15 protein-coding genes are annotated in these 23113 nt (G+C 54.2%); 11 read left to right on the forward strand and 4 right to left on the reverse strand.

Translation table 11 applies throughout. From position 1 onward, the window contains the following. The first annotated feature begins 2 nt into the window (after positions 1–2). A complete protein-coding gene (gene dppD, locus IV04_RS09780) occupies positions 3–983 on the forward strand; it encodes a dipeptide ABC transporter ATP-binding protein (protein ID WP_037401047.1) in 981 nt (326 codons plus the stop codon). Beyond that, a complete protein-coding gene (gene dppF / locus IV04_RS09785; protein WP_037401045.1) occupies positions 980–1969 on the forward strand; it encodes a dipeptide ABC transporter ATP-binding subunit DppF in 990 nt (329 codons plus the stop codon). The genes dppD and dppF overlap by 4 nt, the downstream gene beginning before the upstream one ends. 102 nt (positions 1970–2071) lie before the next feature. On the opposite strand, the gene bcsG is transcribed toward dppF, so the two are convergent. Genes bcsG through bcsE form a run of 3 tightly spaced genes read right to left on the reverse strand, consistent with a single transcriptional unit; the run spans position 2072 to position 5497 of the window. Continuing rightward, complete coding sequence (gene bcsG / locus IV04_RS09790) at positions 2072–3730, reverse strand: cellulose biosynthesis protein BcsG (RefSeq protein WP_037401043.1); 1659 nt, start codon at positions 3728–3730, stop codon at positions 2072–2074. Continuing rightward, positions 3723–3929: a cellulose biosynthesis protein BcsF gene (gene bcsF / locus IV04_RS09795; RefSeq protein WP_037401039.1), complete on the reverse strand. Its 207-nt coding sequence runs from the start codon at positions 3927–3929 to the stop codon at positions 3723–3725. The genes bcsG and bcsF overlap by 8 nt, the downstream gene beginning before the upstream one ends. 2 nt (positions 3930–3931) lie before the next feature. Further along, complete coding sequence (gene bcsE / locus IV04_RS09800; RefSeq protein ID WP_037401036.1) at positions 3932–5497, reverse strand: cellulose biosynthesis protein BcsE; 1566 nt, start codon at positions 5495–5497, stop codon at positions 3932–3934. A 194-nt stretch (positions 5498–5691) separates the two neighbouring features. On the opposite strand from bcsE, the gene bcsR reads away from it, so the two are divergent. From bcsR to IV04_RS09840, 8 genes are all read left to right on the forward strand, one after another. After that, positions 5692–5880: a cellulose biosynthesis protein BcsR gene (gene bcsR, locus IV04_RS09805; RefSeq protein WP_037401034.1), complete on the forward strand. Its 189-nt coding sequence runs from the start codon at positions 5692–5694 to the stop codon at positions 5878–5880. Positions 5881–5894: 14 nt separating this feature from the next. After that, entirely contained in the window at positions 5895–6632 is a 738-nt protein-coding gene (gene bcsQ / locus IV04_RS09810; RefSeq protein ID WP_037401031.1) for a cellulose biosynthesis protein BcsQ, read from the forward strand. After that, positions 6629–9241, forward strand: coding sequence for a UDP-forming cellulose synthase catalytic subunit (gene bcsA / locus IV04_RS09815; RefSeq protein ID WP_037401029.1), 2613 nt, complete (start codon positions 6629–6631; stop codon positions 9239–9241). Before bcsQ ends, bcsA begins: the two co-directional genes overlap by 4 nt. A 42-nt stretch (positions 9242–9283) precedes the next feature. Beyond that, positions 9284–11593: a cellulose biosynthesis cyclic di-GMP-binding regulatory protein BcsB gene (bcsB, locus tag IV04_RS09820; RefSeq protein WP_037401328.1), complete on the forward strand. Its 2310-nt coding sequence runs from the start codon at positions 9284–9286 to the stop codon at positions 11591–11593. 14 nt (positions 11594–11607) lie between these two features. Beyond that, a complete protein-coding gene (gene bcsC, locus IV04_RS09825) occupies positions 11608–15075 on the forward strand; it encodes a cellulose synthase complex outer membrane protein BcsC (RefSeq protein WP_037401327.1) in 3468 nt (1155 codons plus the stop codon). A gap of 207 nt (positions 15076–15282) precedes the next feature. Next, a complete protein-coding gene (gene hmsP, locus IV04_RS09830; RefSeq protein WP_037401027.1) occupies positions 15283–17289 on the forward strand; it encodes a biofilm formation regulator HmsP in 2007 nt (668 codons plus the stop codon). A 295-nt stretch (positions 17290–17584) separates the two neighbouring features. Further along, on the forward strand, positions 17585–18877 hold the full coding sequence (locus IV04_RS09835; RefSeq protein ID WP_037401024.1) for a dicarboxylate/amino acid:cation symporter: 1293 nt from the start codon (positions 17585–17587) through the stop codon (positions 18875–18877). Between the two features lie 296 nt (positions 18878–19173). Continuing rightward, positions 19174–20664: a pitrilysin family protein gene (locus tag IV04_RS09840; RefSeq protein ID WP_037401022.1), complete on the forward strand. Its 1491-nt coding sequence runs from the start codon at positions 19174–19176 to the stop codon at positions 20662–20664. Between the two features lie 29 nt (positions 20665–20693). On the opposite strand, the gene ppiC is transcribed toward IV04_RS09840, so the two are convergent. Next, entirely contained in the window at positions 20694–20975 is a 282-nt protein-coding gene (gene ppiC / locus IV04_RS09845) for a peptidylprolyl isomerase PpiC (protein ID WP_037401326.1), read from the reverse strand. A 112-nt stretch (positions 20976–21087) separates the two neighbouring features. Between ppiC and rep the strand changes: the two genes are divergently transcribed. Further along, positions 21088–23112, forward strand: a complete 2025-nt coding sequence (rep, locus tag IV04_RS09850) for a DNA helicase Rep (protein ID WP_037401019.1) — start codon at positions 21088–21090, stop codon at positions 23110–23112. Position 23113: the final 1 nt, after the last annotated feature.

Consider the following 23113-nt stretch of genomic DNA (forward strand, 5'->3'; position numbering starts at 1 on the left):
TCATGGCATTATTGAATGTAGATAAACTTTCGGTGCACTTCGGTGACGAAGGTGCGCCGTTCCGCGCAGTAGACCGAATCAGTTACCGCGTTGAGCAAGGGCAGGTAGTCGGTATTGTGGGCGAATCAGGCTCCGGTAAATCCGTCAGTTCGCTGGCGATCATGGGGCTGATTGATTATCCCGGCAAGGTCATGGCCGACAAACTGGAGTTTAACGGCCAGGATCTGCGCAAGATCTCTGAAAAAGAGCGCCGCCAACTGGTGGGTTCTGAAGTGGCGATGATTTTCCAGGATCCGATGACCAGCCTGAACCCGTGCTACACCGTCGGTTATCAGATTATGGAAGCGCTGAAGGTGCATCAGGGCGGTAACCGCCGCACTCGCCGCCAGCGAGCGATTGATTTGTTAACGCAGGTTGGCATTCCCGACCCTGCTTCGCGGTTGGATGTGTATCCGCATCAGCTTTCCGGTGGGATGAGCCAGCGCGTGATGATCGCCATGGCGATTGCCTGCCGGCCCAAGCTGCTGATCGCCGATGAGCCAACTACCGCGCTCGACGTGACCATTCAGGCACAGATCATCGAACTGCTGCTGGAATTGCAACAGCGGGAAAACATGGCGCTGCTGCTGATCACCCACGATCTGGCGCTGGTGGCGGAAGCCGCGCATCACATTATTGTGATGTACGCCGGGCAGGTGGTGGAGTCGGGGAAAGCGTCGGAAATCTTCCGTGCGCCGCGCCACCCGTATACGCAGGCGTTGCTGCGTGCTTTGCCGGAATTTGCCACCGACAAGGCGCGCTTGGCGTCGTTGCCGGGCGTGGTACCGGGGAAATACGATCGGCCAGAAGGGTGTTTGCTCAACCCGCGTTGCCCGTATGCCAATGAGCGTTGCCGTACTGAGGAGCCTGAGCTGAGCACCATCCCGGGCCGTCAGGTTAAATGTCACACACCGCTGGACGATGCGGGGAGGCCGACCGTATGAGCCAGAATCAACCTTTATTGCAGGCCATTGACCTGAAAAAACACTATCCGGTCAAGAAGGGGATGTTTGCCCCGGAACAGCTGGTGAAGGCGCTGGATGGTGTTTCCTTTACGCTGGAGCGTGGTAAGACGCTGGCAGTGGTGGGGGAATCTGGCTGTGGTAAATCCACGCTGGGCCGCCTGTTGACGATGATTGAAATCCCGACGGGGGGCGAGCTGTACTATCAGGGGCAGGATCTGTTGAAGCCGGATGTTACGGCGGAAAAGCTGCGCCGCCAGAAGATCCAGATCGTGTTCCAGAATCCTTACGGATCGCTGAACCCGCGCAAGAAGGTCGGGCAGATCCTCGAGGAACCGCTGTTGATCAATACCGCGTTGTCCACTGCCGAGCGGCGTGAAAAGGTGTTGGCGATGATGGCGAAAGTCGGCTTGAAAACCGAGCATTACGATCGTTATCCGCATATGTTTTCCGGCGGGCAGCGTCAGCGTATTGCTATCGCACGTGGGCTGATGCTCAATCCTGACGTGGTGATCGCCGATGAACCGGTATCTGCACTCGATGTTTCCGTACGTGCGCAGGTGCTGAACCTGATGATGGATCTGCAGCAGGAACTGGGGCTGTCTTATGTGTTTATTTCCCACGATCTGTCGGTTGTCGAGCATATCGCTGATGAAGTGATGGTGATGTACCTTGGCCGTTGTGTGGAAAAGGGCAGCAAAGACGCGATCTTCAACAACCCACGGCATCCGTATACGCAGGCGTTGCTTTCTGCCACACCGCGCCTGAACCCGGATATGCGCCGTGAACGCATCAAACTGACTGGCGAACTGCCAAGCCCGATGAATCCGCCACCGGGCTGTGCGTTCAATGCTCGTTGTCGCCGCGCTTTTGGCACCTGCAGCCAGTTGCAGCCGCAACTGAAAAAGTATGGTGAGCAGATGGTGGCGTGTTTTGCGGTCGATCAGGACGAAGCGTCAGGCACCTGAAGCTATTTTCTGTGCCTGAACACCTCCAACGCCGGTAGAAATATCGGCGTTTTTTATTGGGTGAAAGAGAAAAAGCACGCCCGCAGGCGTGCCGAGGTGAAGTTACTGTGGATAAGGCACCCAGTCGCCACCGTTGAGGCGAATATAGGGTTTGCCCTGGAACGGCATGATAACCGCGTTGTCATTCTCAGAGACGGCGATGGTTTGTGGCAGGCCCTGAGTCAGCGTTTGCCAGTCGATGTTCGGTGCGCTAAAGACTTTGCCATCCACCAGCCGTGAGACCAGTTCAGACAGCGCCAGATAGCTGCTTGGCGTTTTAATCTCAAACGGACTGCCGGGGTGCGGCGCCTGCATACCGAACAGTTTGATCCCCACTGGCGTGTGTGTGATGCTCGGGCTTGGAATGTCGCGCAGGCCAGACATCTGCATTTTGTCGCCAACCAGCGCTGCACCATGTTCCGGTACGAGTACGACCATCACTTTCCGCCCGGATTTCTGCAACTCATCAAAGAAGATGTTCAACTGATCTAACAATTTTTGCGCCCGTGGTTGGTAATCTGCGCCCTTGTTGGCCCCCACAAATCGATCGCCATCGTGTAACGGAATGATGTTGAAAAAGGTTGCCGTGCGCGGATCGGTGCCTTTTTGCCGCTGATCGACCCAGCGTCTCAGCAGTTCCAGGTCGTTGTAAATGGGTTCACCGTCGAAAGAGGTCAGTTCATTGCTGATACCCGCTTGAGACATCAACGGTGCCTGCAGGCCGCCATCGGTACGCAGGTTTTTCAGGTAATCACCGAACTGGCCTGAGTGATCCAGCATCAGTTGCGGCTTGAAGCCCAGCTTGGCCAGGTTATCAAACAGGTAACACTGCTGATCGGCGGGCTGGTACAGATCGTGGTGCGAGTCCTGACCGCAACTGGCACGCAACAGACGGATGGCCGCCGGGCCGCTGTAGGCAGTCGCTGAGTTGAAGTTGGTGAACATGATGTCCATCTTGCTCCACAGCGGATGGTTCTGCAGATTTGTGGCATCCAGATCTGACCAAGAGAGCGAACAGATGTTGATGATCAACAGGTCGAACGGTTGAGCATCCGTGGGCAGCGTAGCCGGAAAACTCGTCGCGCGGTTTTTTTCCTGATCGTAAAACTGTTCCAGGCTGGCAGTGAGATTGGCGTTGGTCGGCAGGCCACTCACGGTGGGCTGAGCGTTGCCGCCTGAATTAGCATCGTTGGCGGCGGGCATCATGGGCATTGAGGCTGCAGCAGTAGTGGCCGCTGGCAGTAAGGGCACTGCCGGGCCGCTGAGATTCACCACATTTAGCCAAGCCATCGCCGCGACGGAGAACACCGTAATCCGTAACCATTGCGCCAAAAACAGATAGGCAATCAGCATAACGAAGGCCACGCCCAGCATTTGCCAATTGATAAAGCGCTCGACCAGCTCAAGCAGGTACTGACTACTGAAACCCGCAAGCTGTGAACCCTGGCTGATAATGCTGTTAATGCCGGGCAGCCAGGTGTCGTAATAGAACAGACCCATCCCGATTGGAATAGCAATAATGTGCCGCCAGCGGTGCAGCCGCTGAGAGGGAATAGGCATCAGCAGAAATGCCATAAACACCAGGTTTGGCAGTGCATGAAAATTCAGATAGCCAAACCACAGTAGGGCAAACTTGATCAAAAAGTAAAAGTTCCAGCCGCCCAGGCCGCGCCAGTAGCGCCATGGACTCAGCTCAGGCGGCGTTGTTCTCTTTTTATCCATTGTGTTTTTCACGCTTAATCGGAGAAGAAGGCTCTTCACGAGTCCATAGCCCCGCCCGCTTTAAATAACGTGGCGAGAGCAGCAGGTTTTGGCAATATTGACGCCAGTTTGGGAAGCGGCGATGCAAAGCGTAACCTAACGGGATAAAGACTATCGCGCATAAGAGTGTTAACTGCATAATATCGTTAATATCCATCAGACTTACTCCTTTTGCCCGTGGCTTAACAGAGTGATAGGGATCGGCTGGCGGCGCTCCTCAGTTGGCACATCTTCAACAGTGGCCGCAGTTTTAGGGGCCGATTTCAGATCACGTTTGAGAGTTGACTGGGCAAGTTCCATGTTCTGGGCGAGTCGTTTGATTTCAGAAAGAATATCGACGTCCTCATACCAGACGACCCAGTTACTGAAAGCTTCGCGCACCGGTAACCGGAAGATGAACTTCAGTGCGGTGTCGAGATCGTTGATCCGGCAGGTAGAAAGGAACAGGAATAACCGGTTTTGTGCCACGGTCATGATGTCGCCGAAGCGGCGTTGATGGCACAAGGTCATCGACTGCCGAGCGCTTAGCCCAGGGACCGGGCGTAATGCAACCATCACGCCTTTACCGTCTTCTGGGAGCAAGGTGTTTTCCAGCAGCGATACCACGGCCTTGCTGAAATCTTCCAGCGGCAGGTATCCCTTCACTGGCAACGGACGCAGCCCAGCCAGCAGAGCATCAATATTGACGGGGATATAGCGCGATAAACGCTGGCCCTGAACCCCTTCCAGCATGGTCAGAAAACTTGAAAGCGGTGCAATATGGGGAACAATCAGGCTGGCTCCGCAGGCCAATAGCAGGCGTTCATCACTGTAGCGCAGGCTGGCGCTCATTTCGCGAACCACAATCTTGAGCCCGTTTCCACGCTGGCGGCGCAGGCTGTGGATTTGATGCGCTAAAATTTCGACCTGATCGCTCTGGTAGAGGGCATAAATCAGCGTGGCCGCCATGGCCTGCATACCGTGCTGGGTCAGCAACACGCTGTTTTCAAAGAGTTTCCAATTAACAGACAGCGGCGGAGCACCTTCAAGAATAGACCTTTCTGCCAGATAGCGGCCCGCATCGCTGACCACCCTGGTGGGTGAGGATGTGGTCTTTTCTTCCTCTTGGGCCAGCCAGCCCTCTGGGGTTGGGTACAGTGTCATCAGTTGGTTGGCGTTGATGCAGTTTGCAGTGCTCCACCAGTTTACCAGGTACTGTGCGCTGTCCTGCTGCCACTGCAGGTTGGCAAGCCCATTCAGAATACGGTGCTCGGCGCTGAGCCGATCCTTGAGTTTATTAACGCCACTGCCGTAGCTGAGCAAAATCAGGGTGCACTGCCGTTGGCGCAACCATTTGGCGAGGCCGTACGACCAGACGCGCAGTTCATCGTCGGTGAACGTTTGCCAGAGATCTGCCTGAGCCAGCAGAATCAACAGGCGATTTTTGGGATGTAACGTGCGCATCAGGTCGTCACGTAAAAATAACAGCGCGGTCTTTTTATCCGGCAAAGTATAGAGGGGCAGTTTCTTTATTGCTGGTGAAGGGAGATCGGCCAGCAAATGGCTCGGTTTGTCATGGCTGCAAATCAATGCCAGCAAACTGTCTTCTGTTTGGGCGGTGATAATTTGCCGGCAAAGCAAATTCGCATCGATCTGGCGATCGACATTAACCCAGTAAAACCCGGGTGACTGCATGACCGACAATTCTTCCCATATTTGTCGGATACCTAATAAGAAAGAGTGCGCCATAGTTTTATTCTACTTTTGTCGAAAGTATCACAGAACTGACAGATTAAGCCGTTGAAAAACCGTAACACAATGCCAAGAATAACGCTCCTGTTTGCTTGCGTTATAATAAATAAATAGATTTATACCATCAGTTTTTTTCTGAATTCATTACTATAGTCATTTAACATTAGCCTACTTTAATTGAAGGTGGCAGAATGAATAACGGTGATTTATCACATTTCCGCAAGGCGGTTGAGCAATCACAGATGCAAGATGATTTGGTCACCCTGACTCTTGCGTTTTCTTTGCCTGAATTAAATTACATCGATATTTTGCGTCAGGAACGGCTAGCGAAAATGATGGATCGCTGGCCATTATTAGCGGAGTTAGCGCAGAAAAAATAGGGGGCCTCTGACCCATGCCGGTGATCGCATTGCAAGGGGTGCGGGGGGGTAGCGGCGCTACCTCGTTGGTAGCCGCGTTATCTTGGGCATTCCAAGAATTAGGGGAGTCGGTGCTGGCGATCGATTTTTCGCCGGATAACCTATTGCGTTTACATTTCAGCACCCCTTTCGAACTGAGCCGTGGCTGGGCGCGATCCGAACTGGATGGCGATAACTGGCAGCAGGGGGCGATGCGCTACTGCAAGAAACTCGATTTTCTGCCGTTTGGCCGCTTAAGCGTGGCCGAGCAGTCGAGGATAGAGCAGCAATGCTGCGCCACTCCGCAACGATGGCAGGATTTTTTGCAGCAGATAAAATCCTCGAAACAATACCGTTGGATCCTGCTGGATATTCCAGCCGGTAATACCCCGTTGATTCAGCAGCAACTGGCGCTGGCTGACAGCATCTTTCTGGTGCTGAATCCCGATGCCAATTGCCATGCCCGCTTGCATCAGCAAGCTTTACCGGCCCACTGCCATTTCCTGATTAATGCCTATTCTGCCGCCAGCCAATTGCAGGAAGACTTACACCAGTTCTGGTTGCAAACGCTGGCGGGTCTGATCCCGCTGATGGTTCACCGTGATGAGGCCTTGTTCGAAGCGCTGGCCGCCAAACAGCCGCTGGGGGAATACCGGCCAGAAAGCCTGGCTGCCGAGGAGGTCCTGACGCTGGCCAACTGGTGCCTGATTAATCTGCAGGGGGCGGCGGTATGAGCCGGGCATTAAGCCTGCTGCTGATTCCTCCTGTTCGTGAGGCGATACAGGCGCGCTACCGCACCTATCGCCAGAAGAAAGCCTCCCCCTTTGCCGCCTTTTTCAACACGCTGATGGTATTACTGGGCTGGGTTTTCCTACGCTTTGAATCCCCGGAGTGGCAGAGGATCCTGGCCAATCACCCTCATTGGTTCCCCGCTCTCTCACGTAGCCGCCCGAAACCTGCCGACGTCTTGCGTTATCTGCTGCAATGCACGTGGTTGTTGATCACTCGCCGCCCTGCCGCACCGAAAAAACGGCGCTATGCCGAAAGTTGGCAGCGTTTTCAGCGCAGTTACATTATGGAAATTAAGGGGTTACCGCAGCGCATACAGCAATTCGAATTGGGGCAACGGCTCTGGCAACGTTTCAACCGGCTGAACCGGCGGGTGCGGCAAGCGATGTTGATCGCCGTTGGGGTGTTGGTGGCGCTGATGGCGCTGCTATGTATTTCTCAGCCGTTTGAACTGTGGGCGCAGTTTGTCTTTGTGCTGTTGCTGTGGTGTGTCGCCATGATGGTGCGCCGTTTGCCTGGGCGCTTACCGATCCTGATGCTGATCGTGCTCTCGCTGACCGTTTCATGCCGCTATTTGTGGTGGCGTTATACCGAAACGCTGAACTGGGGTGATCATTTCAGCCTGATTTGCGGGCTGTTGTTATTGGCGGCGGAAACGTATGCCTGGGCGGTGCTGGTTCTGTGTTACTTCCAGACCGCCTGGCCGCTGCATCGCCAGCCGGTGCCGATGCCCATGGATGTCGACTCTTGGCCGACGGTCGATCTGATGGTGCCGACCTATAACGAAGATCTGGGGGTGGTCAAGCCTGCGGTTTATGCTGCGCTGGGTATCGATTGGCCCAAAGAAAAGCTCAATATTTATATTCTCGATGATGGTAATCGGCCTGAATTCAAAGCGTTCGCCGAAAAAGTCGGAGTGCGTTACATCGCGCGGCCCACCCATGAGCATGCCAAAGCGGGCAATATCAACAACGCCTTGAAGCAGGCTACCGGTGAGTTCGTGGCGATCTTCGATTGTGACCATGTTTCGACGCGCTCCTTTCTGCAACTGACCATCGGCTGGTTTTTCAAAGATAAGAAACTGGCGATGCTGCAAACGCCGCACCATTTTTTCTCCCCGGATCCCTTTGAGCGTAACCTTGGGCGCTTTCGCCAAACACCCAACGAAGGGACTCTGTTTTATGGGCTAGTGCAGGACGGCAATGATATGTGGGACGCCACTTTCTTCTGTGGTTCCTGTGCGGTGTTGCGCCGCAGTGCGCTGGATGAGATTGGCGGTATCGCGGTGGAAACCGTGACCGAAGATGCCCATACCTCGTTACGTTTGCACCGCATGGGGCATAGTTCGGCGTACATCCGCATTCCACAGGCCGCTGGCTTGGCAACGGAAAGCCTGGCGGCCCATGTTGGGCAGCGCATTCGCTGGGCGCGCGGGATGGCGCAAATATTTCGGCTGGATAATCCCTTGCTGGGCAAAGGGTTGAAGCTGGGGCAGCGGTTATGCTATGCCAACGCCATGCTGCACTTTTTTTCCGGCGGCCCGCGCCTGATTTTCCTGATTGCGCCACTGGTGTTCCTGCTACTGCATGCCTACATCATCTATGCCCCTGCGCTGGCGATTGCGCTGTATGTCTTGCCGCACATGATCCATGCCAGCCTTACCAGTTCGCGGATTCAGAGCAAATACCGTTATTCGTTCTGGGGCGAAATCTATGAAACCGTGTTGGCCTGGTACATCGCCAAACCCACCACCGTCGCTCTGTTCAGCCCGCATAAAGGCAAGTTCAACGTCACGACCAAGGGCGTGCAATCAGATCAGGATCATTTTGACTGGGTGATTACCCGCCCTTACCTGTTTCTGGTCATCCTGAATCTGGCCGGTATTGGATTTGGCATCTGGCGGCTTTTCTTCGGCCCGACTGAGGAGTTGATGACGGTGGTGCTCAATCTGGTATGGGTTTTGTACAACATGCTGATTCTTGGCGGTGCCATTGCGGTAGCGGTGGAAGTTAAGCAGATGCGCCAGTCACACCGGGTCGAAATTGCCATGCCAGCCTCCCTGGCTAAAGCCGATGGTCATCTGTTCCCTTGCACCTTACGGGATTACTCTGACGGCGGTGTGGGTGTTGAAATGCGCGTGCCGGATCAATTTAAAGAAGGTGATAAAGCGTTGCTGTTGCTCAAGCGCGGCCAGCAGGAATTCAGTTTCCCCTGCCTGATCACGCGTGCTATTGGTGCGCATGTCGGTATGCGTTTGGAGGATCTCTCCATCCATCAACATATTGAATTTATTCAGTGTACCTTCGCACGTGCTGACACCTGGGCACTGTGGCAGGACGGGTTCCCTGAAGATAAACCGGTAGGAAGCCTGCGTGATGTATTGATGTTGGGGATCCACGGTTACATGCGAATGGCGGATTACTCGCCGCCAATCATTCGCGGCATTATTGCCGGTTTGACCACGATGATTGCTTGGATAGTGTCATTTATGCCGCAAAGTGTGGGTAGGGAACCGGCTTTCATTCAAAAAGAGGCTGTGGCATCGGCGGTATAAACCGCTTGCCCGTGAACAGGTTCTAACATTGACGATAATATGATGAAGAGACAAATAACCTGGTTTACCGCATTGGCCTTAGGCATCAGTACGCTGTCTCAGGCGGAAACGCCGAGTTCAGCGAGCGCCTTCGGGGTACCACCGGCGACAGAGGCCGTGGGGTCTTCTACCACCACGCCGATCAGATCGGCGGTGCCAGAGGATCCGAATGCACCGGTACGCGATGTGCAATTGCCTTTTGCACAAATTGCGCCGCCGCCGGGGACCTTTGCGCTGCGTGGTACGCGCCCTGAAGGGCAGGTGGAGTTTGGTGTGCGCAGCGACGAAGTGGTATCGCAGGCGATGCTTGATCTGACCTTTACCCCTTCACCGTCGCTGATCCCGCAGGAATCCCACGTTAAGCTCTATCTCAACGATGAGTTGATGGGGGTGAAAACCATCGCCAAAGAGCAATTGGGCCAAATCAACCAGGCTCAGTTCCCCATCGATCCGCGTTATATCAGCGATTTTAACCGCGTGCGCCTGGAGTTTGTCGGGCATTACCGGGACATCTGTGAAAACCCGGCCAACAGTGCGTTGTGGCTGGACGTCAGCAAATCCAGTTCGCTCAACCTGCGTTTCCAGAAATTACCGCTGGACAACGATCTGTCGCACTTCCCTGAGCCTTTCTTCGACAGCCGCGATAACCGCCCGTTAAATCTGCCGATGGTGTTTGCCGGGCAGCCAGATCTGGTGCAACAGCGTGCGGCGGGCATTCTTGCTTCCTGGTTTGGCAGCAAGGCGCAGTGGCGTGGCCAGTCGTTCCCAACGCTGTTTAATCAGTTACCAAATCAGCACGCCATTGTGTTTGCTACCAATCAGCAACGGCCTGATTTCCTGAAAGACTCTCCGCAGGTGAACGGGCCGACGGTGGCGATGGTCAGCCATCCGAAGAATCCCTATGTGAAGCTGCTGCTGATACAGGGCCGTGATGACAACGATCTGATCACCGCCGTGCGCGGGATTGCGCAGGGTAATATCCTGTTCCGTGGTGTGAGCCTGACGGTGGATAAGGTTGAACAACTGCTGCCACGGCAGCCGTATGATGCACCAAACTGGGTGCGTACCGATCGCCCGATGACCTTTAGCGAACTGCAACAATATGCCGGGCAGTTGCAAACCAGCGGGATTGAACCGGGGCCGATCACGCTGAATATGAATCTGCCGCCAGATTTATTCCTGATCCGCAGTACGGGTATCGATATGTTGCTGAAATATCGTTACACCGCTCCGCGTGTGCAGGATGGTTCACGTTTGAGCATCAGCCTGAATAATCAGTTTGTGCAGGCTTCACCGCTGTTGCCGGAGGACGAGCGGGGCTTGAAATTGCTGGGTATTCCGCTGCGGCAGGGGCTGATTGCCTCTGAGAAAACCGTCAATATTCCGGCGCTGAAGCTGGAAGCCGTCAACCAGATACGCTTTGACTTTGATTACACTACGCTTTTAGGCAGCGGCACGGCAGATCGTTGCGAAACCTATTCAGTAGCACCCAATCATGCGGTGATCGACGGCAGTTCCACTATCGATTTCTCCGGCTATCGCCACTTTATGGCGATGCCGGATCTGCGTGCCTTTGCCAATGCCAGCTTCCCGTTCAGCCGGATGGCGGATCTGTCACAGACCTTGGTATTGGTGAGCCCACAGCCACAGCCCGCCCAAGTGAGCGCTTTGCTTAATGCGTTGGGGAATATGGGGGCTCAAACCGGTTTCCCCGCATTGGAATTTATGTTGGCCGATGATTGGTCACAGGCCAAGGGCCAAGATGCCGACATCCTGCTGATTGGCACCATTCCGCCTGAACTGCGTGATGAGAAGCAAATCAATCTGCTGATAGAAGCCACCCAAAGCTGGGTAAAACACCCGATGCGGCAACTCCCGTTGCCGGAAATGAAAGTACAACAGGATGATGCTACGCCGGACAGCAAAACCACCATCAGCTCTGAAGGGGCGATGGCGGCGATAGTCGGTGTCCAGTCGCCGTTTAACGATCAGCGCAGCATCGTGGCATTGTTGGCGGATAGCCCGCGGGGGTATGAACTGCTGAACGATGCACTGCTGGATGGAGCCAAACGTGCCGTTGTATTTGGTTCGGTGGCGGTGCTGCGTGAATCGGGAATTAACAGCCTGAGCGTCGGGGATATTTACTACGTCGGCCATCTGCCCTGGTGGGAGCGTGTCTGGCATATGCTGGCGACACACCCGGCTTGGCTCGCGGCGGTAGCAACATTTGTGGTGGTTGTTCTGGCGCTGTTCCTGTGGCGTGTGCTGAAGGCTTATAGCCGCCACCGTCTGTCACCGGATGAGCGGGACTAAATGCCATGTGGGCGATGCGTAACTTCAGCAGAAACTGGTGGTGCCTGTTTCCTTTGAGCCTGGTGACATTACCGTTGGCGCAAAGTGCAGAAACCGTTGCGCCTGAGCAATGGTTACTGGAGCAGGTGCGCGTTGGTGAAGCCAGCAATAAAGACGAACTGGTGCGCCAGTCGCTGTATCGTCTTGAACTGATGGACCCGAATAATCCTGAAGTGATTGCGGCGCGGATGCGCTTGGCGTTGCGCCAGGGCAATCAGGTGCTGGCGCAACAGCAATTGGATAAGCTGAAGAATGTCGCCCCACAATCCACCGTTTACCATCAGGCAGAGATGAATCTGCTGCTGACTCAGCCGGAAACGCGGCAGAAACTGCAGCAGGCGCGCCTGATGGCTGCTGCAGGGCGCTTGCCGGAAGCCAAGGCACAGTACGATCAATTGTTCCAGGGCGATCCGCCGACGCTCGATCTGGCGGTGGAGTATTGGAAACTGGTGGCGCGTATAGCCGGGCAAGAGCCTGTGGCACAGCAAAAAATGCAACAGCTGGATCGGCAGTATCCCGGCAACATTGCGCTGCGTATGGCGTTGGCACAACTGCTGTTCAGCCAAAATCAGGAGCAACAGGCCTACGATGTTTTGCAGCAGGTGGCCGTCGATCCCGCTGGGCGTGGCCCCGCTGCCGATCTGTGGCTGGAGAAGATCAAAGCCATGCCGGTCAGCGCCCAGAGCGTGGCGGCGCTCAACCGTTTTCTCAGCGTGTTTGAAAACAGCGATCAGGCTGCCGGCGCGCGGCAGGAGCTAGCCAGACAGCAGACCCTGCTGGCCGATCCGGCTTATCAGGCGCGCCTGGCCGGTTTGGCGCGGGTGGATAAAGGGGGGAGCCAGGCGGCGATCCCAGAGTTGAAAAAAGCCCTGGCCAGTACGCCAGATGACCCACAGGTGTTGGGGGCGTTGGGATTGGCTTACGCGCGTGCGGGTAACCGCCAGAAGGCATTAAACCTGTTTCTGCAGGCGCAGAAAGCGGATAAAAATGGCTACAACAGCGGTAAATGGCAGAGCCTGATTCAGAGCAATCGTTACTGGTTGGCGATCGACGCCGGTGATAAAGCGCTGAAAGCCAATAATCTGCCGCTGGCACAGCAGAACTACCAACAGGCGCGGCAGATTGACCGTAGCGACAACAGCGCATTGATCGGCTTGGCTGATGTTGCCGTGGCGCATAAAGATGATGTGACCGCAGAGCGCTACTATCAGCAGGCCCTGCGCATGGATCCGAGCAGCGGCAGTGCGGTGCGTGGTTTGGTCAATATCTACCAGCGGCAATCTCCGCAGAAGGCGTTGGATTATCTGCACAGTTTGCCGAGCAGGCAGCAGGAGAAACTGCGCGATACCCTCAATAGCCTGCAACTGGATAGTCTGAAACAGCAGGCCGAAGCGCTGACGCAGCGCAAGCAATGGCCTCAAGCGATAGAACTCTATCGGCAAGCCTATCAAATTGATCCGAATGATGTCTGGCTGACCTACCACTATGCGCAGGCACTGCGGCAGGATTGGCATCCGTTACAGGCCGATGCGCTGTTCCGCCAACTGGTGCGGCAAAAGCCTGACGATCCGCAGCAAATTTATGCCTATGCGCTGTATCTGTCAGCCAGCGAGCGCGAGAGCCTGGCTTTAGCGCATTTGGATACGTTGCCGAAAGCGCAATGGAACGACGATATACGTGAGATGGCGCAGCGTCTGCGGATGCAGGCCACGCTGGATTATGCCGAAAAACGCCGAGCCGCGGGTGATGAACCGGGGGCTATTACCTATCTGCATCAGCAACCTGTGGATACGCGCATCGATCTACTGCTTGCCGATTGGGCATTGGCAAGAGAAGACTATGGCGAAGCCCTGGCGAATTATCAGCGGGTGCGTCTGCGTGAACCGAGTAATCCAGAAGCTCAATTGGGGGAGATAGAAGCCTATGTGGCCGAAGGCAAGCTGAGTGCGGCACATCAGCGGTTGCAAACCGCCCCCCTCAAAGAGGAATCGCTCAACGGCCAGCGCCGGTTAGCCAATGCCTGGTCTGCGGTGGGGGAACCGCAGAAAGCGATGGCTATCTTCACGCAGTTGAAAACTGCCGCGGTGCATGAGCCTGTGGGCCAGGCGAAAGCGTTGGTGTACCGAGATGCGGCACGGTTAGAGCAGGCACAACAGCAACCCACTGCGGCGCAGCAGGATTATCGTCAGGCCATGGTCGCCAGCGGTATGGTGCCAGCGATCCTGCTGGATAATGACAGTTACACCCGTGCGACACGTAATAACCCAATGGATGACTGGCTGAAGCGCGGTATCCGCTCTGATGCCGCCGATCTTTATCGTCAGCAGGATGTGAAGGTGACGCTGAACCATGACTACTCGGGTTCAAGTGGGACAGGGGGCGTCTCCGATTACAAGGCACATGACACCATGTTGCAGGTGGATATGCCGTTGCGTGATGGCCGTGCGTTTTTCCGTACCGATACGGTTCAACTGAACGCAGGCACCTTTGCGACCAGAGACGGTAAACATTTCGAGACGTTCGGTACGTGTAACACCATAGGCTGTACGGGTGATGAAAGGCAGAGAGCCACGGGTACCAGCGTCGCGATTGGCTGGCGAGACGAACGTTGGGAAACCGATCTGGGCACCACGCCGATGGGCTTTGACGTGGTGGATTGGGTAGGGGGCTTGGCATACAACGGGGATTGGAATCACATCGGCTGGCGACTAGGGGTATCACGTCGGCCAATCTCCAGTTCACTGCTGGCGTTTGGCGGCACGCGCGATCCTAATACCGGTATTACCTGGGGCGGCGTACGGGCGACCGGCATCAGCCTGAGTGGCAGCTACGATCGCGGTGAGGCCAACGGTGTCTGGGCCGATCTCAGCGCTCATCAACTCACGGGGAAAAACGTTGAGGATAATCAGCGTCAGCGCCTGATGGCCGGTTATTACTACAAACTGATTAATGAAGACAACCGCCGCCTGAGCCTCGGCCTCAGCAGCATGCTGTGGCACTACCAGAAGGATTTAAGCGGTTACTCTCTGGGGCACGGGGGGTATTACAGCCCGCAAGAATATGTATCGCTGTCGGTGCCGATCAATTATCGCCAGCGTACCGAGAACTGGTCTTGGGAGTTGGGTGGTTCGGTGTCGATTTCTCATTCGAAATCCAATGACCAAAAACGTTATCCGTTACAGGGGTTGATCCCCGATTCTCTGCCAGACAAATTTGACGTAGAAACCGGCAGCTCTTCTTCGGGTATTGGCTATACGCTGCAGGCAATTGTTGAACGCCGCCTGGGTTCTCATTGGACGATGGGAGCAGGGGTGGATATCCAGCAGGCCAAAGACTATACGCCAAGCCACGCTCTGATTTATCTGCGTTATTCATTCGAGGGTTGGCAAGGCGATCTCGATTTGCCGCCACAGCCGCTGACGCCATACGCCGATTTCAAGTAATGAGAAATTGGTCGATTCGGGTGTTACCTATAGGGTGGTTTTGTTACCCTGTAGGTATTCCGGCTAGGATAAGGCTGAAACCCGCGCTTTTCTATCCCCTGCCAGCGGGTTGGCAAGGCGAAAATACGCAGCCATCGAGTATACTTAGACCGGTTCGAGGGGAGAATAGACGGCTTTTAATGCAGTAGGCATCAGCGGAGAGACGGTTTGCAGGTCAGGCGTTCGTTAACGATTAAGCAGATGGCCACGGTGTCCAGCGTGGCACTGGTGACGATCTGTATTTTCATCGTGATACAGCTATTCCATTTTGTGCAGCAGCGCAGGGATGATTACGCTCATCAATTAGAGAATATCGCGTACTCTGTCCGTCAACCGCTGGCCGAAGCTGTGTTGCGTATGGATGTGACGGAAACGGAGGATGTGCTCAATTCGTTGCTGCCAGTGGGGATCCTCACGCGAGCGTATATCGTATTGCCGAATGAATTTCAGGCGGTGCACGCTAATTTTCCGCCTGAGCGGCCCGTCCCTGCGCTGCTGGCGCGTATTTTTGAGCTGCCGGTACAGATTTCAGTGCCGCTGCATTCCCTCGAACGGGTGCCTGCTAACCCTCAGCCGCTGGCTTATCTGGTTTTACAGGCCGATTCGTTCCGTATGTACCAGTTTATTATCAGCACCTTATCGACCATGATGTCGACTTATCTGTTGCTGGCGTTGATCCTGTCTGTCGCCGTGACCTGGTGCATGAATCGGTTGCTGGTTTATCCGTTGCGCGCGATGGTGAGGGAACTGGAGGATATTGCCCCAGAAGATATGCCTTATCATCAACTGATGTTGCCTGCCCATCACCAGGATGATGAACTGGGTTTGCTGGTGCGCAATTACAACCGCAATCAGCAGATGTTGGCCAAAGCACATACTGAAATGAGCCGCCTCAGCACCCACAACTCGATGACCGAATTGCCCAACTCGGTGCTGTTTACCGCGTTGCTTGAGCAGCATATTGCTTCCACCTCCCGTGCGGCGAGTTTTAATCTGCTGGTGGTGGGGATTGAAACACTGCACGAAGTGTCTGGTGTACTCAGTGCGGCAAAGCGTGAAGCACTGTTGCTGATGATGGTGGATAAACTGCGCGTTTCTCTTGCGGCCGACTGTGTGCTGGCGCAGTTAAGCAACGCTGAATTTGCCATTCTGGCGAAAAATATTGAGCAGCCACTCCAGGCTATGCAGTTGGCCAGGCGCATTATGGCGGAGATCAATAAACCGCTGAACTTGGAACATCTGTCGCTACGGCCAAATGCCAGTATCGGTATTGCTCACTTTCCTTACCGTGGGGAATGTGCGGAGCAACTGCTGCGTAGTGCCACTTCGGCGATGATGTCGGCACATCGCGAAGGCAAGAATCAGATCTTATTCTTTGAACCCAGCCTGACGGAAAGAACGCAAAAAAGATTAACGCAGGAAAGTGAGATTCTGCGGGCGATTGAACAACGTCAGTTTACGCTGTTCCTGCAGCCTCAGGTGGATATGCAAACCCAGCAGGTGCTGGGTGCCGAAGCGTTGCTGCGTTGGCAGCGGCAGGACGGAAGTTTGGGGTTACCAACGGAAGTGATCCCGTTGGCAGAGGAATTGGGGGTGATCATCCCGCTCGGCAACTGGGTGCTGGAAGAGTCCTGTCGCATTCTGGAACAGTGGCAAAAACAGGGTATTGAGCTGCCGCTGGCGGTGAATGTTTCTGCGATTCAGGTACAACATAAAGATTTTGTCCCACACCTTAAGCAACTGTTGGCCCTGCATCAGATCGCACCGGGCAAGCTGTTGCTGGAGATCACCGAAACCGTGCGCCTGAACGATCTTGAGCATGTGCTGGAACTGTTGCGTGAATTGCATGATTCGGGCCTGTCTATCGTGCTGGACGACTTTGGCATGGGCCATTCCAATCTGAATTACCTCAATCACCTTAAATGCTTACCGATCGATCTGCTCAAGATAGACAAGAGTTTCATTGATGGCCTGCCGGAGGATGATGCGATCGTCCGCATCATCAGCACCATTTCTGATGTGCTCCATCTGCCTGTCATGGCGGAAGGCGTCGAAACTGAAGCTCAGCGCGATTGGCTGGTGCAGCAGGGTATCCGCAATGGTCAAGGTTTTCTGTTTGCCAAGCCATTGCCCCGCGAGGCGTTTGAAGCGCAATTCTGCGTGTCGGCACGGTAATTTTTTGCGCGACGTTCTTCCAGGAATGCCCTTATTTTCTGGTACTTCTGCGAGGCCTGAAAACCGTTCATTCCCCCTACCTCTTTTGCGTTAATGCAAAGAAAAGCTTACATAGCTTTCAGTTTTGCAGTCTAGCTGACGCGTTTCAGCTCTTAAATTCGTATCAATAAGCGCTTTTGGGGGCAACAAATTATTTCCATGTTGTTATGTGGGTGTTATTTTCCGCGCTAGCGATAAACAGGACGGACGAGTGAGTGTCCTCCTGCCGCGTTGTTCCCCCCCCAAAGGATTTCATATGAAAACAACTATCTTTAAAAGCCTCTATTTTCAGGTGCTGACGGCAATAACGTTGGGTATCCTGCTTGGCCATTTTTACCCTGACCTCGGTGCCCAGATGAAACCACTGGGTGATGGATTTGTTAAATTAATCAAAATGATTATCGCACCAGTGATTTTCTGTACCGTGGTGACCGGCATCGCGGGCATGGAAAGCATGAAGGCCGTTGGCCGCACCGGGGCGATTGCACTGCTGTATTTTGAAATTGTCAGTACCTTGGCGCTGCTGATCGGTTTGGTGATCGTTAACGTGGTGCAGCCGGGGGCCGGGATGAACGTCGATCCGGGTACGCTGGATGCCAAAGCGGTGGCAGTGTATGCCGAGCAGGCGTCGCAACAGGGGATCATCCCCTTCCTGCTGGACATTATTCCGGGTAGCGTGATTGGCGCGTTTGCCAGTGGCAATATCCTGCAAGTGTTGCTGTTTGCCGTGCTGTTTGGTTTTGCCCTGCATCGCCTGGGTGAAAAAGGCCAGCTGATCTTCAACGTGATCGAGAGTTTCTCACGTGTGATCTTCGGCATTATCAACATGATCATGCGCTTGGCTCCACTGGGTGCGTTTGGTGCCATGGCGTTCACCATCGGTAAATATGGCGTGGGGACGCTGGTGCAGCTTGGCCAGTTGATCGCCTGCTTCTATATTACCTGTGTGCTGTTTGTGGTGGTGGTGCTCGGCTCGATTGCTCGCTTCAACGGCTTTAGCATCTTCAAGTTTATTCGCTACATCAAAGAAGAGCTGTTGATTGTGCTCGGTACTTCGTCTTCCGAGTCCGTACTGCCGCGCATGCTCGATAAAATGGAAAAGCTGGGCTGCAAGAAGTCAGTGGTCGGGCTGGTTATCCCCACCGGTTACTCGTTCAACCTGGATGGTACCTCGATCTACCTGACAATGGCCGCGGTGTTTATCGCTCAGGCCACTAACACCCATATGGACGTCATGCATCAGGTGACACTGCTGGTGGTGCTACTGCTGTCTTCGAAAGGGGCTGCAGGTGTTACCGGTAGCGGCTTTATCGTTCTGGCTGCGACTATCTCGGCGGTGGGCCATTTACCGCTGGCCGGTCTGGCGCTGATTCTGGGTATCGACCGCTTTATGTCAGAAGCGCGTGCGCTGACCAATCTGGTCGGTAACGGTGTTGCAACCGTGGTTGTCGCGAAGTGGTGTAACCAACTGGATGAGAAACAGTTGCATGACACGCTGAACAATAAACATGGTGCCCTTCCTGCCGATAAAACACTGCCTTCTGCCTGATTATTCTTGCTAAAACCTCGGCTGCCACCCGCAGCCGAGGTTGCTCCTCTTCGCTTTTGTGACGCTTACCGTACTTAAAATTCCGCACTTTATATATTTTTCGCTCGGATGAGTGACATCCGCAAAGGCACGCGGTCTAACAGGATGGTACACTTCCCGCTTTCCGCCCGCGGCGAAACTCAGGGCGTTATTGTCGGCTGTGCGATCCACCAATTGTGGGTGCAGCCTGATATTCCATTGAATGGGATATCCTTATTTACCTATAAAAATTGGACAGTCATAAAGTAGGGGTTCACATGCAGGGCACCAGAATTCATCTTTTAGTGGGTGGGCTACTGTTGGCTGCGGCCAGCGGTGGCGTGCAGGCTGAAGCGCTACAACCGGATCCCGCCTGGCAACAGGGCCAACTGGATAACGGGTTTTCCTGGCAGATTCTCGATACGCCGCAGCGGCCAAGCGATCGGGTTGAACTGCGTTTGATGGTCAATACCGGATCGCTGATGGAATCTTCCCAGCAGATCGGTTTTGCTCATCTGTTGCCGCGTATTGCACTCGCGCGCAGCGAAAGTTTTACCGAGCCGCAGTTACGCTCGTTGTGGCAACAGAGCGTCGATAGCGAACGGCCATTGCCGCCAGCCGTAAGCTCGTATGATTTCACCATGTACAATTTGAGTTTGCCGAATAACCGCCCCGATCTGTTGAAAGAGGCTTTGAACTGGTTGGCAGACACCACGGGCAGAATGGCCATTGATGAGCCTACGGTGCAGTCGGTGATCAACGCTAACGGCGACCCTATCGGTACTTTCCCGCCTGACCCTAAAGATTCCTGGTGGCGTTATCGCCTGAAAGACTCAACGTTGCTGGCACACGATCCCGGTCAACCGATCAAGCAGCCAGTTAATATCGAAGAACTGAAGAAATTTTACGGGCAGTGGTATACCCCGGACGCTATGACCCTATACGTGGTAGGGAAAGTGGATAGCCGCAGCCTGAGTGAGCAGATCAACAAAGCGTTTTCGCCGTTAAAGGGTAAACGCGAATCACCAGCGACCATGCCGACGTTGACACCATTACCGCAGCAGCCGGTTAGCCTGATCAGCGATCAGGTGAAGCAGGATACGCTGTCGATCATGTGGGATTCGCCGTGGCATCCGATCCGTGATTCACAAAGTTTGAGCCGCTACTGGCGCAGCGATATCGCGCGTGAAGCCCTGTTCTGGCATATTCAGCAGGTGTTGCAGAAGAGCGAGCAGAAAAATATTCAGTTGGGCTTTGACTGCCGGGTGCAGTATCAACGTGCGCAGTGTGCGATCCATATGAATTCGCCGAATGACAACCTGAATAGCGGCCTGGCGTTTATTGCCCGGGAATTGGTTAACCTGCGTAATAACGGTTTCTCTCAAGATGAGTTCAATGCGTTGTTGGTGCAGAAAAACGATCAGTTGAGCAAACTGTTTGCCACCTATGCCCGCACGGATACCGATATCCTGATGAGCCAGCGTTTGCGTTCGCAGCAGAGTGGGGTGGTGGATATTGCACCGGAACAGTATCAGAAACTGCGTCAGGCGTTTCTTTCCGCGTTGACGTTGGAGGAACTGAATCAAGAGCTGAAGTCGCAACTGTCGCAGGACGCAACGCTGGTGCTGATACAACCGAGAGGTGAACCGGAGATGAACATGAAACAGCTCCAGGAAACCTACGACGGTATCATGAAGCCTGCTCCGGCGGTGGCCAGCGAAGAAGCCAAACCGGCAGATACTGCCGTGCCCGAAGCCAGCACGCCGTAACATCAGGGGCAGAACGCTGCCCCTTGGGTTTAATTGCGATAAAGCACCTTGATGATGTGATAACCGAACTGGGTTTTCACCGGGCCGTAAGGTTTCAGCAGTGGAATACTGAATACGGCTTTATCAAAAGCCGCGACCATGGTGCCTTTGTTGAACTCACCCAGTGAACCACCGTTACGCTTTGATGGGCAGCTCGAATATTTGCGCGCCAGCGTATCGAAGCTGACGCCGCGCTTCAGTTTGGCCAACAACTCGTTGGCCAATTTTTCGTTATCTACCAGAATGTGCAAGGCACAGGCCGTTTTAGCCATCATTTTATCCATCAGTCATGCAGAAATTGCCGTCATTATACCTGTTAAATCTCGCTGGCGCTTTCTGCTACAATCCTTCCCCCACGTTATGAGAATCGAGCAATAAAGCGCCATGCGATTAAACTCCAGCCAACAACAAGCCGTCGAATTCGTTACCGGGCCATGCCTGGTGCTGGCCGGTGCCGGTTCCGGCAAAACACGTGTGATCACCAACAAAATCGCTCATCTGATCCACCAGTGTGGCTATCAGGCGCGGCACATTGCTGCCGTGACTTTTACCAACAAAGCGGCTCGGGAGATGAAAGAGCGTGTGGCGCAGACCATGGGGCGTAAAGAAGCACGTGGGTTGATGATTTCTACCTTCCATACGCTCGGGCTGGAGGTGATCAAACGGGAATACGTGGCGCTGGGGATGAAGTCTAACTTTTCGCTGTTCGACGATCAGGATCAGTTGGCATTGCTGAAAGATCTGACTGAAAAATGGTTGGAAGGCGACAAAATGCTGGTGGCGCAGCTGATTTCTACTATTTCCAACTGGAAAAATGATCTGATAGACCCACCGCGAGCGATGGGGTTGGCGCGTTCTGAGCGCGATAAGCTGTTTGCTCACTGTTATGGGTTGTACGATGCCCATATGAAAGCCTGCAACGTGCTGGATTTTGACGACTTGATTCTGTTGCCGACGCTGTTGCTGCAACGTAATGAAGAGGTGCGTGAGCGTTGGCAGAACCGCATTCGCTATCTTTTAGTGGATGAATATCAGGATACCAACACCAGCCAGTACGAACTGGTCAAATTACTGGTCGGTCACCGTGCGCGTTTTACCGTGGTGGGGGATGACGATCAGTCGATTTATTCCTGGCGTGGCGCACGCCCGCAAAATCTGGTGTTGTTGAAAGAAGACTTCCCGGCGTTGCAGGTGATTAAGTTGGAGCAAAATTACCGTTCCAGCGAGCGCATTCTTAAAGCCGCCAACATTCTGATTGCCAACAACCCGCACGTTTTTGAAAAGCGGCTGTTTTCTGAGTTGGGATACGGTGAAGAACTGAAAGTTATCACTGCCAATAATGAAGATCATGAGGCTGAACGGGTGGTAGGTGAACTGATCGCCCATCACTTTGTGAAGAAAACCCACTACGGCGATTATGCCATCCTCTATCGCGGTAACCATCAGTCGCGGCTGTTTGAAAAAATGCTGATGCAAAACCGGATCCCGTACAAAATTTCTGGCGGTACCTCATTTTTCTCGCGGCCTGAAATCAAGGACTTGTTGGCTTATCTGCGCGTGTTGACCAACCCGGATGACGACAGCGCCTTCCTGCGCATCGTTAATACTCCGCGACGTGAAATCGGCCCGGCTACGTTGCAGAAACTGGGTGAATGGGCCAATCAGCGTAATAAAAGCCTGTTTCGTGCCAGTTTCGATCTCGGTTTGGGGCAGCATCTCACTGGCCGTGGCCTGGAGTCGCTGCAACGCTTTACGCATTGGATGGAGGGGATCGCCCAATTAGTGGAGCGGGAGCCCGTTGCGGCGGTGCGTGATCTGATCCACGGCATCGACTACGAAAGCTGGCTGTTCGAAACATCACCTAGCCCGAAAGCAGCGGAAATGCGTATGAAGAACGTGAACACGCTGTTTGGCTGGATGACTGAAATGCTGGAAGGCAGTGAACTTGACGAAGCCATGACGCTGACGCAGGTGGTTACCCGCTTTACCCTGCGCGATATGATGGAGCGTGGTGAAAGTGATGAAGAATCGGATCAGGTGCAGTTGATGACACTGCATGCCTCCAAAGGATTGGAATTCCCTTATGTGTTCCTGGTGGGCATGGAAGAAGGGCTATTGCCGCATCAAAGCAGTATTGATGAGGATAATGTCGACGAAGAGCGGCGTTTGGCTTATGTCGGTATCACCCGTGCCCAAAAAGAGCTGATTTTCACGCTGTGCCGCGAACGTCGCCAATACGGCGAACTGGTACGCCCTGAACCAAGCCGTTTCCTGCTGGAATTGCCGCAGGATGATTTGGCCTGGGAGACGGAGCGCAAAGTAGTTAGCCCGCAGGAGCGTATGGAGAAGGGGCAGAGCCATTTGGCCAGTGTGAAAGCGATGCTGGCGAGAGCCAAAGGCGGGAATTAAG

Origin of the sequence: Serratia sp. Ag1 (assembly GCF_000743355.1) — a bacterium.
In the GTDB taxonomy this organism is placed as follows: Bacteria; Pseudomonadota; Gammaproteobacteria; order Enterobacterales; family Enterobacteriaceae; genus Chania.

Bases quoted from the DNA above. Each gene is read 5' to 3' on its own strand.
- bcsG (WP_037401043.1), bottom strand. From the start codon at position 3,730: ATGGATAAAAAGAGAACAACGCCGCCTGAGCTGAGTCCATGGCGCTAC.
- bcsQ (WP_037401031.1), top strand. From the start codon at position 5,895: ATGCCGGTGATCGCATTGCAAGGGGTGCGGGGGGGTAGCGGCGCTACC.
- dppF (WP_037401045.1), top strand. From the start codon at position 980: ATGAGCCAGAATCAACCTTTATTGCAGGCCATTGACCTGAAAAAACAC.
- bcsA (WP_037401029.1), top strand. From the start codon at position 6,629: ATGAGCCGGGCATTAAGCCTGCTGCTGATTCCTCCTGTTCGTGAGGCG.
- bcsC (WP_037401327.1), top strand. From the start codon at position 11,608: ATGCGTAACTTCAGCAGAAACTGGTGGTGCCTGTTTCCTTTGAGCCTG.
- bcsR (WP_037401034.1), top strand. From the start codon at position 5,692: ATGAATAACGGTGATTTATCACATTTCCGCAAGGCGGTTGAGCAATCA.
- IV04_RS09835 (WP_037401024.1), top strand. From the start codon at position 17,585: ATGAAAACAACTATCTTTAAAAGCCTCTATTTTCAGGTGCTGACGGCA.
- dppD (WP_037401047.1), top strand. From the start codon at position 3: ATGGCATTATTGAATGTAGATAAACTTTCGGTGCACTTCGGTGACGAA.
- rep (WP_037401019.1), top strand. From the start codon at position 21,088: ATGCGATTAAACTCCAGCCAACAACAAGCCGTCGAATTCGTTACCGGG.
- bcsB (WP_037401328.1), top strand. From the start codon at position 9,284: ATGAAGAGACAAATAACCTGGTTTACCGCATTGGCCTTAGGCATCAGT.
- IV04_RS09840 (WP_037401022.1), top strand. From the start codon at position 19,174: ATGCAGGGCACCAGAATTCATCTTTTAGTGGGTGGGCTACTGTTGGCT.
- ppiC (WP_037401326.1), bottom strand. From the start codon at position 20,975: ATGGCTAAAACGGCCTGTGCCTTGCACATTCTGGTAGATAACGAAAAA.
- bcsE (WP_037401036.1), bottom strand. From the start codon at position 5,497: ATGGCGCACTCTTTCTTATTAGGTATCCGACAAATATGGGAAGAATTG.